Origin of the sequence: Mesorhizobium sp. M7A.F.Ca.US.011.01.1.1, assembly GCF_003998295.1 — a bacterium.
Classification (GTDB): domain Bacteria; phylum Pseudomonadota; class Alphaproteobacteria; order Rhizobiales; family Rhizobiaceae; genus Mesorhizobium.
Map to the genome: position 1 here is coordinate 22508 of NZ_RZRT01000054.1, position 13237 is coordinate 35744.

General features: G+C 62.0%; 12 protein-coding genes. 8 read left to right on the forward strand and 4 right to left on the reverse strand.

What is annotated here, in order from left to right:
* The first annotated feature begins 45 nt into the window (after positions 1–45).
* The 6 genes from EOA13_RS30070 to mgrA all read left to right on the forward strand — a co-directional run bounded on the left by EOA13_RS30070 (position 46) and on the right by mgrA (position 6093).
* Positions 46–933 carry a sugar ABC transporter permease gene (locus EOA13_RS30070; protein ID WP_164780417.1) on the forward strand — a complete coding sequence of 296 codons (888 nt, stop codon included), beginning with the start codon at positions 46–48 and terminating at the stop codon, positions 931–933.
* The gene (locus EOA13_RS30075) at positions 930–1868 is read left to right on the forward strand and encodes a carbohydrate ABC transporter permease (protein WP_127297056.1); all 939 of its coding nucleotides are present in this window, start codon (positions 930–932) and stop codon (positions 1866–1868) included. Before EOA13_RS30070 ends, EOA13_RS30075 begins: the two co-directional genes overlap by 4 nt.
* A 5-nt stretch (positions 1869–1873) precedes the next feature.
* Positions 1874–2971, forward strand: a complete 1098-nt coding sequence (gene ugpC / locus EOA13_RS30080) for a sn-glycerol-3-phosphate ABC transporter ATP-binding protein UgpC (protein ID WP_023812494.1) — start codon at positions 1874–1876, stop codon at positions 2969–2971.
* Positions 2972–3024: 53 nt separating this feature from the next.
* Entirely contained in the window at positions 3025–3771 is a 747-nt protein-coding gene (locus tag EOA13_RS30085; RefSeq protein WP_127297057.1) for a sugar phosphate isomerase/epimerase, read from the forward strand.
* 11 nt (positions 3772–3782) lie between these two features.
* Positions 3783–4925 (forward strand): Gfo/Idh/MocA family oxidoreductase, encoded by a 1143-nt coding sequence (locus tag EOA13_RS30090; protein WP_127297058.1) that lies wholly within the window; start codon positions 3783–3785, stop codon positions 4923–4925.
* A gap of 121 nt (positions 4926–5046) precedes the next feature.
* Positions 5047–6093 (forward strand): L-glyceraldehyde 3-phosphate reductase, encoded by a 1047-nt coding sequence (gene mgrA, locus EOA13_RS30095; RefSeq protein WP_127297059.1) that lies wholly within the window; start codon positions 5047–5049, stop codon positions 6091–6093.
* 72 nt (positions 6094–6165) lie between these two features.
* Here the strand turns inward: mgrA and EOA13_RS30100 are convergent, their stop codons facing one another.
* Positions 6166–7263 carry a trypsin-like serine protease gene (locus tag EOA13_RS30100; protein WP_127297060.1) on the reverse strand — a complete coding sequence of 366 codons (1098 nt, stop codon included), beginning with the start codon at positions 7261–7263 and terminating at the stop codon, positions 6166–6168.
* 397 nt (positions 7264–7660) lie between these two features.
* On the opposite strand from EOA13_RS30100, the gene EOA13_RS30105 reads away from it, so the two are divergent.
* Positions 7661–8755, forward strand: a complete 1095-nt coding sequence (locus EOA13_RS30105; RefSeq protein WP_127297061.1) for a serine protease — start codon at positions 7661–7663, stop codon at positions 8753–8755.
* 60 nt (positions 8756–8815) lie between these two features.
* On the opposite strand, the gene EOA13_RS30110 is transcribed toward EOA13_RS30105, so the two are convergent.
* The 3 genes from EOA13_RS30110 to EOA13_RS30120 all read right to left on the reverse strand — a co-directional run bounded on the left by EOA13_RS30110 (position 8816) and on the right by EOA13_RS30120 (position 12208).
* Positions 8816–9523 carry a hypothetical protein gene (locus tag EOA13_RS30110; RefSeq protein WP_127297062.1) on the reverse strand — a complete coding sequence of 236 codons (708 nt, stop codon included), beginning with the start codon at positions 9521–9523 and terminating at the stop codon, positions 8816–8818.
* Entirely contained in the window at positions 9520–9900 is a 381-nt protein-coding gene (locus tag EOA13_RS30115) for a hypothetical protein (protein ID WP_127297063.1), read from the reverse strand. The genes EOA13_RS30110 and EOA13_RS30115 overlap by 4 nt, the downstream gene beginning before the upstream one ends.
* Positions 9901–10009: 109 nt before the next feature.
* The gene (locus EOA13_RS30120) at positions 10010–12208 is read right to left on the reverse strand and encodes a caspase family protein (RefSeq protein ID WP_127297064.1); all 2199 of its coding nucleotides are present in this window, start codon (positions 12206–12208) and stop codon (positions 10010–10012) included.
* Positions 12209–12453: 245 nt separating this feature from the next.
* Here EOA13_RS30120 and EOA13_RS30125 point away from each other — a divergent pair, with 245 nt between their 5' ends.
* Complete coding sequence (locus EOA13_RS30125) at positions 12454–12858, forward strand: Fur family transcriptional regulator (RefSeq protein ID WP_027037743.1); 405 nt, start codon at positions 12454–12456, stop codon at positions 12856–12858.
* The last annotated feature ends 379 nt before the right edge of the window (positions 12859–13237 follow it).

The window sequence follows — 13237 nt, forward strand, 5'->3', positions numbered from 1 at the left end:
ATGCAGGGCCGGGAATGCACCGCCCTTACCCAGCCGGCTGACGAGATGAGCAAGAGCGAACGCCCCAACCTTCTGTTCCGCAACCTCAATGCGAAGGTCGCCTCGATCCCGATGATCCTCACCGCCATGGTGGTTTTCGTCGGCGGCACCGTTTGGACGGTGCTCTATTCCTTCACCAATTCGAAGCTCCTGCCGCGCCTGAATTTCGTCGGGCTCGACCAGTATTACCGCCTGTGGGCGGCGCCGCGCTGGCTGATCTCGATCGAGAACCTGTTGATCTACGGCGCGATCTCGCTGGTGGCCTCGCTGGTCATCGGTTTTCTGCTTGCCGCGCTGCTCGATCAGAAGATCCGCTTCGAGGACACGTTCCGCACGATCTTCCTCTATCCTTTCGCGCTCTCCTTCATCGTCACCGGCCTGGTCTGGCAGTGGTTGCTCAATCCGGATTTCGGCATCCAGCATGTCGTGCGGGACTTAGGCTGGACGAGCTTCAGCTTCGACCCGCTCTACAATTCCAGCATCGTCATCTACGGCATATCGATCGCTGCGCTGTGGCAAGGCACCGGGCTCATCATGTGCCTGATGCTGGCCGGCCTGCGCGGTATCGACGAAGACATCTGGAAGGCGGCGCGCGTGGATGGGATCCCGATGTGGAGGACCTATCTGTTCATCGTCATCCCGATGATGCGGCCGGTCTTCATCACCACGCTCGTCATCATCGCTTCCGGCATCGTCAAGGTCTATGACCTGGTCGTGGCCCAGACCAGCGGCGGCCCGGGCATCGCCTCCGAAGTGCCGGCCAAATACGTCTACGACTATATGTTCTTCGCCCAGAACCTCGGCCAGGGTTTTGCCGCCTCGACCATGATGCTGCTCTCGGTGGTGATCGTCATCGTGCCTTGGGCCTATCTCGAGTTCGGGCGGCGCAAATGAGCATTGCAGACATCACCGCTCAAGCAAGCGTTGCCGCCGGCGCGCGCCAGGACGTCGCCGGGCCCTACGGTCCAAAGCCGCGCCGCATGATTTCGCGCCGCAACGTCTTCCTCTACGGCACATTGTTCGTCATGGCGGTCTACTACCTCTTGCCGCTCTATGTCATGGTCGTCACCTCGCTCAAGGGCATGCCGGAGATCCGGCTCGGTAACATCTTCTCACCGCCGCTCGAGATCACCTTCGAGCCGTGGGTCAAGGCGTGGTCAACGGCCTGCACCGGGCTCAACTGCGACGGGCTCTCGCGCGGTTTCTGGAATTCGGTGCGCATCACCGTGCCGTCGGTGCTGCTGTCGATCGCCATCGCCTCGGTGAATGGTTATGCACTGGCCAATTGGCGCTTCAAGGGCGCCGATACGTTCTTCATCATCCTGATCGTCGGCGCCTTCATTCCCTACCAGGTGATGATCTATCCGATCGTCATCATCCTGCGCGAGATCGGCCTCTACGGCAGCCTCAGCGGGCTGGTGATCGTCCATTCCATTTTCGGCATGCCGATCCTGACGCTGCTGTTCCGCAATTATTTCGCATCGATGCCGGAAGAGCTGTTCCGGGCGGCACGCGTCGACGGCGCCGGCTTCTGGGGCATCTTCCTGCGCATCATGCTGCCGATGTCGCTGCCGATCTTCGTCGTCGCCATCATCCTGCAGGTGACCGGCATCTGGAACGACTTCCTGTTCGGCGTCGTCTACACCCGCCCCGACACCTATCCGATGACGGTGCAGCTCAACAACATCGTCAATTCGGTGCAAGGCGTGAAGGAGTACAACGTCAACATGGCCGCAACCATCCTGACCGGGCTTGTGCCGCTCATCGTCTACTTCATTTCCGGCAAGCTTTTCGTACGCGGCATCGCCGCCGGCGCGGTGAAGGGGTGATGGCGATGACAGCAGCCAACGATACCAGCGTTTCGATCCAGGACCTGTCGCTGAATTTCGGCGCGGTGACCGTCCTGGAGACGCTCAATCTCGATGTCGCCGATGGCGAGTTCATCGTGCTGCTCGGGCCGTCCGGCTGCGGCAAGTCGACCTTGCTCAACTGCATTGCCGGCCTGCTCGATGTCTCCGAAGGCCGCATCTTCATCAAGGGCAAGAACGTCACCTGGGAAGAGCCCAAGGACCGCGGCATCGGCATGGTGTTCCAGTCCTATGCGCTCTATCCGCAAATGACGGTGGAGAAGAACCTGTCCTTCGGGCTGCGTGTCGCCGGCACGCCAAGAGAAGAGATCGCCAAGCGGATCGCGCGGGCGGCTGAAATCCTGCAGATCGAACCGCTGCTGCAACGCAAGCCGGCCGCCCTTTCCGGCGGCCAGCGTCAGCGCGTCGCGATCGGACGGGCGCTGGTGCGCGATGTCGATGTGTTTCTGTTCGACGAGCCGCTGTCCAATCTCGATGCCAAGCTGCGCGCCGAACTGCGCGTCGAGATCAAGCTGCTGCATCGCAAGCTGCAGAACACCATGATCTACGTCACCCACGACCAGATCGAGGCGATGACGCTGGCCGACCGCATCGCGGTGATGAAGGGCGGCGTCATCCAGCAGCTCGATGCGCCGCAGACCATCTACAACCGCCCGGTCAACCGCTTCGTCGCCGGCTTCCTCGGCTCGCCCGCAATGAACTTCGTCGATGGCCGCCTGGAAGACGCCGACGGCGGCTGGCGGTTCGCGGCCGAGGATATCAAGATCCCGCTCGGCACTTACGACTTTGCCAAGCCTCCGGCTCCAGGCCCCGTCACATTCGGTATCAGGCCCGAGCATGTCAGTCTGAACAGTGGCACCGGCTGGCCGTTCTCGATAGCCGCCAATGTCGAGGTGGTCGAGCCCATGGGCTCCGACACGCTGGTCTGGCTGAAGCTTGCCCAGCAGAATTTCAGCGTCCGGGTGACCTCGGAACGCACGCCCAAGAACGACGAGGCGGTGACGCTTGGCTTCGATCCGATGCGCGCTTCGCTTTTCGACACCGCAACCGGCACACGCATCTAGCTTCCGAGAACCAACCTTCCAACGACAATCCCCAAGCGAAACGGACAGAGACGATGAATTGGTCATTCCAACTTTACAGCGCCCGCAATTTCCAACCCTGGGACGGTGTGCTCGCCATGCTCGGCAAGCTCGGCTACGCCCAGGTCGAAGGTTTCGGCGGCGTCTATGATGATCCCAAGGCATTTCGTGCCGAGCTCGACAAGAACGGGCTTGCCATGCCGACTGGGCACTTCTCGATCGATGCGCTCGAGAACGATTTCGACGGCGTGCGCAGAACCGCCGACGCACTCGGTATCACGCTGCTCATCTGTCCTTTCCTGATGCCCGACCAGCGGCCATCCGACACCGCCGGCTGGCGCGGCTTCGGCGAACGCCTGGCCAAGGTCGGCGACGCCGCGAAAAAGGCCGGCTACGGCTTTGCCTGGCACAACCATGATTTCGAGTTCAAGAAACTTGCCGACGGATCGGTGCCGCAGGATCACATCCTGTCATCCGCGCCCGATATCAGCTGGGAGATGGACGTTGCCTGGGTGGTGCGCGGCGGCGATGATCCGTTGCCGTGGATCGAGAAACACGGCAAGCGCATCAGTGCCGTCCACGTCAAGGACATGGCCAAGCCCGGCGAGGGGCTGGATGAGGATGGCTGGTCGGATGTCGGCCATGGCACCATCGACTGGGCCGGCCTGATCAAGGTGTTGCGTGCCAAGAGTGCTGCCCAATACTTCGTCATGGAACAGGACAACCCCAACGACATCGAGCGTTTCGCCCGCCGCTCCATCGCAGCCGCCAAAACCTATTAGGAGCAATCAGCATGGCAAAGAAACTTGGCATCGGCGTCATCGGCTGCGGCAACATCTCGAAAGCGTATTTTTCGCTGGCGCCGCTGTTTCGCGGCATCGAGATGCGTGCCTGCGCCGACATCAACATGGAGGCGGCCAAGGCTCGGGCGAAGGAGTTCAAGCTGCGCGCCGAGACCGTCGAAGACCTGCTCAGGGCCGACGACATCGACATCATCGTCAACCTGACCATCCCGGCGGTGCATTATGAGGTGTCGAAGCAGATACTCGACGCCGGCAAGCACGTCTATTCGGAAAAGCCGTTCGTGCTGTCGGTCAAGGAAGGGCTCGATCTTAAGAAGCGGGCGGAGAAAAAGGGCCTGCGGATCGGCTCGGCACCAGACACTTTCCTCGGCGGCGCGCATCAACTGGTGCGCAACCTGATCGACACCGGCAAGCTTGGCAAGGTCACGAGTGGTACCTGCCATGTCATGGGCCACGGCATGGAGCATTGGCACCCCAATCCGGATTTCTTCTTCCAGCCGGGCGCCGGTCCCGTGCTCGATATCGGGCCTTACTACATCACCAATCTGATCCAGCTGATCGGGCCGGTGAAGCAGGTCGCGGCCTTCGCGACGACGCCGGCCAAGGAGCGGACGATCAGTTCAAAGCCGCGCGCGGGTGAAAAGATACCGGTCAACACGCCGACGACCATCCATGGGCTGCTGGAGTTCGAGAACGGCGCCGTTATCACGCTCAACACCAGCTGGGACGTCTGGGCTCACGGCCACGCGCCGATGGAACTCTATGGCGAGACAGGCACGGTGTTCGTGCCGGATCCGAATTTCTTCGGCGGTGACGTTCGCTTCACCGACGCGGCCAAGCCGGTCAAGAAGCTGCCGAACTGGCCGCATCCGTTCGGCGTGCCCAATGAGATGCATTCGCAAGGCATGATGGCCAACTACCGCACATCAGGCCTCGCCGACATGGCGGTGGCGATCACGGAAGGCCGGCCGCATCGCTGTTCCATGGAACTGGCGCTGCACGCCGTCGACGTGATGACCGGGCTGTTGCGCTCCGGCGAAACCGGCAAGTTCGTCGCCATGCAGACCACCTGCGAACGGCCGGCGGCACTTGGCGTCAAGGAAGCCAAGGCGCTTTTGGCGAAGAAGAAATAGGGCAGCACACCTCAACCCTCTCCCCGTCTCGACGGAGAGAGGGTAAGGGTGAGGGGCAGAGCCAACTCGCCGCGTTGTCGCGATGCAGCCGACCGGCTCGTTTTCATTTGAGGATTTTCCGATGCCCTACACGCCTGCCGAAAACCGCTATGAAAAGATGATCTACAACCGCTGTGGCCGCTCTGGCCTGAAGCTGCCGGCGATCTCGCTGGGGTTGTGGCATAATTTCGGCAACGACACGCCGCACAGGACCAAGCAGGCGATCGCGCGCAAGGCCTTCGACCTCGGCATCACGCATTTCGACCTTGCCAACAATTACGGTCCGCCGCCCGGTTCTGCCGAGACTGCCTTCGGTGAAATCCTGCGCACCGATTTCGCCGCCTACCGCGACGAGCTGATCATCTCGACGAAGGCCGGCTACGAGATGTGGGCCGGTCCCTACGGCGAATGGGGCGGGCGCAAATACATGCTGGCCAGCCTCGACCAGAGCCTCAAGCGGATGGGGCTCGACTATGTCGATATCTTCTATTCGCACCGTTTCGATCCCGACACGCCGCTGGAAGAAACGATGGGTGCGCTAGACCATGCCGTGCGCTCGGGCAAGGCGCTCTATGCCGGCATCTCGTCCTACAATTCGCAGCGCACGCGCGAGGCCGCCGATATCTTGAAGCAGCTTGGCACGCCTTGCGTCATCCACCAGCCGAGCTATTCGATGCTGAACCGCTGGGTGGAGGAAGACGGCTTGCTCGACACGCTCGAAGGGCTCGGCGTCGGCTCCATCGTGTTCTCGCCGCTGGCGCAAGGCATGCTGACCAACAAGTATCTCGGCGGCATTCCGGACGGCAGCCGTGCTTCCCAGGGCAAGTCGCTGAAGACAGCCTTCATCAACGACAAGACCATCGCCAACATCAAGGCGCTCGACGCCATCGCCGGCAAGCGCGGGCAGACGCTGGCGCAGATGGCGCTGGCCTGGGTGCTGCGCAAGGGCAGGGTGACCTCGGCGCTGATCGGCGCCAGCCGGCCGGAGCAGGTCGAGGACTGCGTCGGCGCGCTCAAGGTGCTCGACTTCAGCGATGCCGAACTCGCCGAGATCGATACCTATGCGCGGGAGTCCGACATCAATCTGTGGGCGGCTTCCGCCGAGCGCAAAGGCCCGCCGCGAAAATAGACCACTCGAGCCGGCAAAATAAGAGCGGCGGGCACTCCCGCCGTTTTTCATGGGAAGCCAAATGGCCGCGGTTCAGGGCGTTTTCGGTTTCTGCGCGGTGCCGAGTCCCGCCTTGGGTTTGGCAGGCGCCGGAGCAGAGCTTTTCATCTTCGCCTCGATCCAGCCGGTGTAATTGGCCAGCCGCGTATAGATGCCGTAGGCCTCCTTGTGGCCGCACGCCGCACTGCCGTCAGCCGGGCCTTCGCCCCAGCTGACGACGCCGATTTGGATCGGCCCGCCGGTGCCGGTCATGAACAACGGTCCGCCGCTGTCGCCATTGCAGGCATCGCGCACGCCGCTGGTGGTGCCGGCGCAGATCATGTTGCCGGTCAGCGGGTCGGTCATGTCGGCGGCAATCGCATTGGCGGCCGCGTCGATGCCTTTTTCCGAATAGCGCATACGGCGGGACAGATCGCCAAGTGCTGCCTTCAGATCATGCGCATAGATGGCCTTGATGCCGCTGTTGCAGGCCTGGTTCGGCTGCAGGTCGAGGTCGGCGACCATCAGCGTGGTCGGAAAGGTGCCGTCCTGCATCTTGCCCCAGCCGGTGACGGTCGTCTTGCCGGTCTCGGGCGTCGCGTCATGGGTGACCTTGATGGTCGGCGCGTCGGCCGGTTCGGCAAGCCGAAGCAGCCCGAGGTCGTTGTCGAGGGTCTGCTCGCTGTAGCCTTCGTTGACGATGACCTCCACCACCTTGTGGCGCTTGCCTTCGCTGAGATCGGTTGCACCGGTCAGCACGGTGACGCTCTCGGGCGAAACCGGCTGGCCCTTGTCGTTGAGGCAGTGTGCTGCCGTCAGCACCCATTGCGGCGCGATCAGGCTGCCGCCGCAGAATTGGGCATTGGCCTGCGATGCCGGATTCTCGTCCAGTCTGTCGGTGGTGAGCAGCGCGACCTGGAACGGGTAGGCTCCCTTTTCGGCCTGGTTGCCGCCATAGACGCGGTCGGCCCCGTCGGGGTTCTCCGCCGCTGCTTTCGCCCTGGCTTCCGTCACGCGCTTCATTGGCGAGACCGCTGCCTCCGGTCGGGTGACCGCTTCGTCGGCCTGGGTGAAATTGGCTGCCGCAAGGACGGCCGCGATGCCGAGCAGCGATGCGGCGGCGATCGGCCTGAACCGATGGATGATGTTCACCTGAAGCCCTCCTGAGATATGTACCCGAGCGGACCAGCCCCGGCCCATGATCAACGAAACAAGCCTCAGCCTGGTGATCAGACCGCGCAGCACAGTTGTTGCGGCACGGCAGGAACACCAAGTCGGGCACCGCTTCGCGGATCGCGTTCCTGTGCAGACCTCGCTCAAAATCCTATAGCCCCCCACGGGCTATGTGAAAGCGATTTGTCATTCCAATGTTATATTAATTTAGGCAATATATCCGCGCGAGTGCCTTTGGCGGGGCCTCGACAGACTGTAGGGGGTAATGAGCAGGTTCAGGCGACGGTAATCAAACTCATTTTTTGACCTCACCACGATCTCGACAATATTTCTGTATTTGGATCCAGTCCTTGCTGACTTTTGGGAGAGTCTCACCATGACAAAACTGACAAACGCACTTATTGCGTCCGCATTGCTTTCCACCGCAATGTGGGCGGTTCCAGCTTTCGCCGCCGATCCTGGCTCCGCCAGTGCCGGCAATGGCGAAAGCGCGCGCGACGCGACTTCAGGCGACTACAAGCCCGGGCGGGCAAAGCCAATCGCGCCACCGAAGCTGACCGACGAAGACAGCCGCGCCGCGCCGCTTGCCGACGAGGCAATAGCTGTCAAATCCTATGGCATCGTCGGACGGTCCGCCGATGGCAAGGAGATCAAGATCGAGCCGAGCGAAGCGTTGCGGGAGCTTATCATCAAGGAACTGAACGCTCCGGCCACCGGAAAAGACGGGGCCGAGCGCAAGACCGAGGATCCGGACCTCGGCGAAGGCGAAGCCGGCCGCCAGGTTTTCGGCACCGACGATCGCGAGCAGGTCAAGAACACCAAGACCTATCCGTTCTCGGCAATAGGCTATCTCGAAGCCAAATCGCCGAAGACGGGCAGCTTCGGCAGCTGTTCGGCAACGCTGATCGGCCCGCGCACGGTGCTCACCGCCGCGCACTGCCTCTACAGCCATGAGGACAAGGACTGGCTTTCCGACTATTTGTTCGTGCCGGGCCTTAACGGCAGCACGGCCGACGACGCACCGTTCGGCGCCTTCGCCTTCGAAAGCGCCTATGTGCTGCAAGGCTTCATCGACAACTACCAGGGTTATTATGGTTCGGTCCTGCTGTGGGATCTCGGCATCGTCACGCTGAAGCAGGATGTCGGCACCAATCTCGGCTGGCTGGGCTATGCGAACTATGACGATCTTGGCGACTTCACCGCCAATCTCGTTGGCTATCCCGGCGACAAGCCGATGGGCACGATGTGGAAGGCAAACTGCGAAGTGCACGCCGAAAACATCGCGCCGGAATATTTCCAGTATGACTGCGATACGTTCCCAGGGTCGAGCGGCAGCTCGGTCTATGCCTACGACAACAAGGCCAAGCAGCGCATCGTCACCGGTGTCAACGTGGCGGAAAGCCCTGACGCGAACACCGCCGTGCGCCTGAACGCTGCCAACGTCCAGTGGATCAACAGCCTGTATAAGTAATCGCTGCGCATTCGCGGTGGAGACCAAGGCGGCGGCGCAATCCCGCCGCCTTTTTCGCCGCTATTTGGCTGCGGGTGCAGGCGGGCCGTTGCGCACATAGTTCTCGATTGCCGAAGCGAAAGTGGGAGAACCCGCCTTGCGCTGCTTGTCTATGTAGCCGGCAAAATAGCTCCAGAAAGAGACGGCATAGTCACGGAAATAAGCATCGGTCACTTTGCGCGAACACAAATCGCCGTCGATGCAGAAGGACAGCCGGTTAAGGAAATAGACGATGCGATCGAAATTCTCGCTGAAATCGGCGAGCGGCATGTCGCCGCCGGAGGCGGTCATAGCCTCGATGCCGATGCGTTGCCGGAACACCTGCTCCTCGGTCGGCGAGGGGTTGGCGCTGAGCAGATTGTCATATTTGGCGTTGAGGCCCGTCAGACGATCTTTCAGCGCGCGCTGCGCCTGCTGGTAGTCCTTGTTCTCCCAAAGTTCGACAAGCGACATGGTCTGCTCGACACGCTTCTGCTCCTGGTTGGCCAGGAACTGGTAGACCGAGAACATCAAGGTGAAGATGATGGCGAGACGCACGGCCATGCCCGACCAGGCATAGACCAGCATCCGCCAATCGCGGTCTGTGAAGGGATTGCTCTCCTTCTTGATCTCGTGGCTGCTTGGCCACGGGAAACCCTCGGTGGTTTCCTGCAGGGCCGGTTTGCCGGCCTGCGCTTTTGCGGGTGCGGTCATTGCTGTCTGCCTGGTGTTGCCCGTCGGCTTCTTCATCCGCAGCTGTCCAGTTCAATGGTGGCGGAGGGATCAAGCACAATGCCCGGCGTCTCCAGCTTCTTTTTCAGGCATTGCAACTGCAGGCGCGAAATCATGAACTGTACGTCAGGCTCCGCCTCCCCCTTGTTCGGGGACGGCAAGGCTTCGACGACGCCGCGCGAGGCGCAGTTGCTGAGATCGACGACAACCGCGTCGCTGCCGCTTTTGGCGAACTGGTCGTACTGATCGAGAAAACACGTCGCCAGTTCCGAGTTGGTGACGATCTGCTTGACGCACAGGCCGCAGGCCTCGTCCGCCGAAGCGTTGGCGATCAGCGACAGGCCGCCAGCAAGGCCGGCTAGCGTTCCACGCCAGGAAAACACAGAATTCTTCACAATCGATCCTATCCGTTTCATCCGCCGTCATGCGTCAGCGGCCGGGAATGTTCTCATATCGCGCCGATCGCGCAAGAGCCGCCGCAGAGCCCTGCGCGCCGGCATCCGCTCAGGCGCGCGGCACCGTCTCCATCGGAAAGATCATCACCGCGCCTTTCGGGCCGCTCTTGTCGGCAAGCCGCATCACCGAGCGGGTTGCCGGCGCCATGCCGAGATCGGTCAGCATGTCGGAGAAGCCGGCAGAGCCCATTCCGCGTGTCGCCGAGGCGACGCCGTCCTGCGCCAGAAAGCTCAGATCCTGCTTCTCGCTCTCCGGCGGCGCCTCGGTCAAAACCGCGATCATCCGTTCCATACCGAAGCTGGTATCGGTGAAGGCCAGCAGCCCCTCCTCGAGCATGGCTTGCGGGGCGAGACGCTCGGCGACGATGTGGGTGATCGAATAGTCGCTGCCGACATAGAGCACGTTGATGTCGACCAGAAGGTCCGACCTGTTCTTGGCCAGCACATGCACTTCGTCGCCCGGCGACACGCGCGGCACCACCGAGGCCTGCAGCGGTTCGAGGCCGTCCTTGTCGCGGCGTTTGACCTGGAACTGGACGTCGACGTCCTCGGGCTTGTAGTCTGAGGCCGCCGCCAGCCGCGAAAGCCCGGTGGCACGGAAGATGGTGCGCAGGTTCCTGGCCGTTGCATCGGCCAGCTTCTGGCGGTCGTGAATGATGATCAGCGGCGGTTTGCCGCCGTCCTTCAGGCTCACGTCGCCCGACGCCGGCAGGAACCACAGCGCCGGCTTGTCTGTCGCATCCTTGGCGGCGCCGGGAACAGCATTCTCGCGCATCACCGCAAAGCGGAGGTCGGCGCTCTTGCCGGGTTCGACCAGCTCGATGTTGAAGCCGGTCTCCCTGGCTGTGGCCAGTTCGTCGAGAACCGCATTGACCAGAGCGGCTTCCTTCTCAAGTCCTTTGGCTATGGCCGGCCGCGCCAAGACGAGCTTGTAGTCGACGGCGATCTCCGCCACCCGCGCATAGGCATTGGCGGGAATGTCGACGACTTTGAGCGCCGGCTTCTTGTCGAACTCGACCGGCTTGACGCGGCTTTCCAGGTTTTTTGCCGACTGCACTTCCAAAAATCCGACAGCGTCGGACAGCGGCGATAGCGCCGACGGCAGGATGGCGAGCTTGCTGCCGGGGGTGAGGCGGTGCAGCAGGCCGGCGCCGATCGTCGCTTCGCCGTCCTTGATGACGACAGGCCACTGCATGACCGCGTCCGTCTTGTCGGTGCCGAACACCCGCGCATCCAGTTCGCCCTCGAACAGCGGTGTCGGCCGGGTGCGGCTGTCGGCCGAATATTGCTGCAGCACGGCCTGGCCGAGCTGGCGATAGGTGACGTTGGGATTCTCGGCCAGTTTCGACAGGATGGTGAAGGTGAACAGGCCGAACCGCGGCGCATCCGCGATGCCCTTGGGCAGCGGCATTTCCGGTGTCGTCTCCACCGTCTGCGCGGCATAGAAGGCGACCAGTTTGCCCTTGGTGATCGGTTCGCCACCGGTCGGCGTCAGGGTGAAGGCGGGCTTGCGCGTGCCATTGTCGTCGACGCCGCGCGAGCCGGCGGCCGAAATCACCTCGTCATAGGCCTTGATCGCGGCAGCCCGCTCGGCCTCGTTGCCGCCGACCAGGTCGGCGAACTCGACCTTGCGCTCCAACTCGTCATCGACCTCAACGGCGCGTGTCGCGGTGCCGGAATGGCAGCAGTCGAAGACAACCCAGACGAAAGCACCCTTGTCGCGGATGGCGTCGAGTGCCGCGCCGATCTCGTTGTCGATCAGCGCATTGGGCACGCCGGCATCGCGGTTGATCCATTTTCCGATATCGACGGGCAGGAAGATCTCGTCGAGCCCGTCGGTTTCGTCGCCCTTGACCATCTGCGGCTGCTGGGCGCCGTGACCGGACAGATGCAGATAAACGAGATCGTCGCGCTGAGCCTTGGCGGCAAGGTCGGCCAATGCGGCCTTGATGGCCGCATGGGTCGGCAGGCCACTGGCGCCGGGGACATCCTTGGCGAGCAGCGTGACGTTCTCCGGCGCGAAGCGCACCGGGTCGGGCACATTCTTCAGGAGATAGTCGCGGACGAGGGCTGCATCGTTCTTCGGCCCGACCAGCCAGTTCCTTTGCGGCAGGTTGGGATATTCGGTGCAGGCGATCAGCAGCGCATGGTAGGTGCGCGATGCGGCCATGGTCCGGAACGACACCATGCCGGCCATGGTCAAAGCGGACGTGGCGACCAGCAGCGTCCGCCGCGTCAATTTGATCATGATTGCTTCCCCAAGCCCGACCGAATTTCCAAGCGCGGCAATCCTCGCTGAAGATATTGTCAGTATTTTGAACGTTACATCGCAGAGCAACCCGCCTGTTGCCCCGCTCCGATCGATGTTCTCGACCGCCTTGCGGGCAGAATGCTGGAAACAGTAGCAAAAATGCCTGTTCGTCGCTATCTGGATGGGTACATGGATAGTTTGTGCGCGGCGCAAGCGACGCAAGGCGAGTTGGAAACAGGATCATGGCGGCAAGGGATGTGCTGACGAAGAACCAGCTGTGCGTGCTCGAGAAACTCGAGACCGCCAGCGGACCGCTCAGTGCCTATACCTTGCTCGACCAACTGCGCGAGCGCGGTTTTCGCGCGCCTCTACAGGTCTATCGAGCGCTCGACACGCTGGTGAAGTCAGGTTTCGTGCATCGGCTCGAAAGCATCAATTCTTTCGTCGCCTGCGCCGAGCCGCACGACCACAGCCATTCGATGACTGCCTTCGCCATTTGCGACACATGCGGGCAGGTCACCGAAATGTCCGACCACGATGTCGGCCACCGGTTGGACGAATGGGTGCGCTCCACCGGCTTCGCCGCCAAGAAGGCGGTGATCGAGTTTCGCGGGACGTGTGCCAAGTGCCTCGCGGAAGCAGCTTAGGATCAGGCCAGCCAATCTATTGATGTTGGAGGGGCAGCACCCCCCTCTGTCCTGCCGGACATCTCCCCCGCAAGGGGGAGATTGGCAGCTTCGGCGCTCCGCTCATTCCTGCAACGTTGGCGATTGGCGAAACCAGAAGTGACATCCGATCTCCCCCCTGTTTGGACCGGAGAGATCGCGAACAGGTGTGCGAGGACATCGCGAACAGTTTGGCGTGCTTTGCGCCGGGAGGTTCGCGATGCCATTTGGGAGCACCAGCGTGATGGATGGGAAGTTGGAGTTTGTGCGTCTTGCGGTGCAGGATGGCAGCAATGTCAGTGCGCTTTGTCGTCGTTTCGGGATTGGCCGAACCTGTGGTCACAAGTTGATCGCGCGGTAT

Excerpts from the sequence above, each read along its gene's own strand:
- EOA13_RS30070 (WP_164780417.1), top strand. The coding sequence starts at position 46 with ATGAGCAAGAGCGAACGCCCCAACCTTCTGTTCCGCAACCTCAATGCG.
- EOA13_RS30075 (WP_127297056.1), top strand. The coding sequence starts at position 930 with ATGAGCATTGCAGACATCACCGCTCAAGCAAGCGTTGCCGCCGGCGCG.
- ugpC (WP_023812494.1), top strand. The coding sequence starts at position 1,874 with ATGACAGCAGCCAACGATACCAGCGTTTCGATCCAGGACCTGTCGCTG.
- EOA13_RS30085 (WP_127297057.1), top strand. The coding sequence starts at position 3,025 with ATGAATTGGTCATTCCAACTTTACAGCGCCCGCAATTTCCAACCCTGG.
- EOA13_RS30090 (WP_127297058.1), top strand. The coding sequence starts at position 3,783 with ATGGCAAAGAAACTTGGCATCGGCGTCATCGGCTGCGGCAACATCTCG.
- mgrA (WP_127297059.1), top strand. The coding sequence starts at position 5,047 with ATGCCCTACACGCCTGCCGAAAACCGCTATGAAAAGATGATCTACAAC.
- EOA13_RS30105 (WP_127297061.1), top strand. The coding sequence starts at position 7,661 with ATGACAAAACTGACAAACGCACTTATTGCGTCCGCATTGCTTTCCACC.
- EOA13_RS30110 (WP_127297062.1), bottom strand. The coding sequence starts at position 9,523 with ATGAAGAAGCCGACGGGCAACACCAGGCAGACAGCAATGACCGCACCC.
- EOA13_RS30120 (WP_127297064.1), bottom strand. The coding sequence starts at position 12,208 with ATGATCAAATTGACGCGGCGGACGCTGCTGGTCGCCACGTCCGCTTTG.
- EOA13_RS30125 (WP_027037743.1), top strand. The coding sequence starts at position 12,454 with ATGGCGGCAAGGGATGTGCTGACGAAGAACCAGCTGTGCGTGCTCGAG.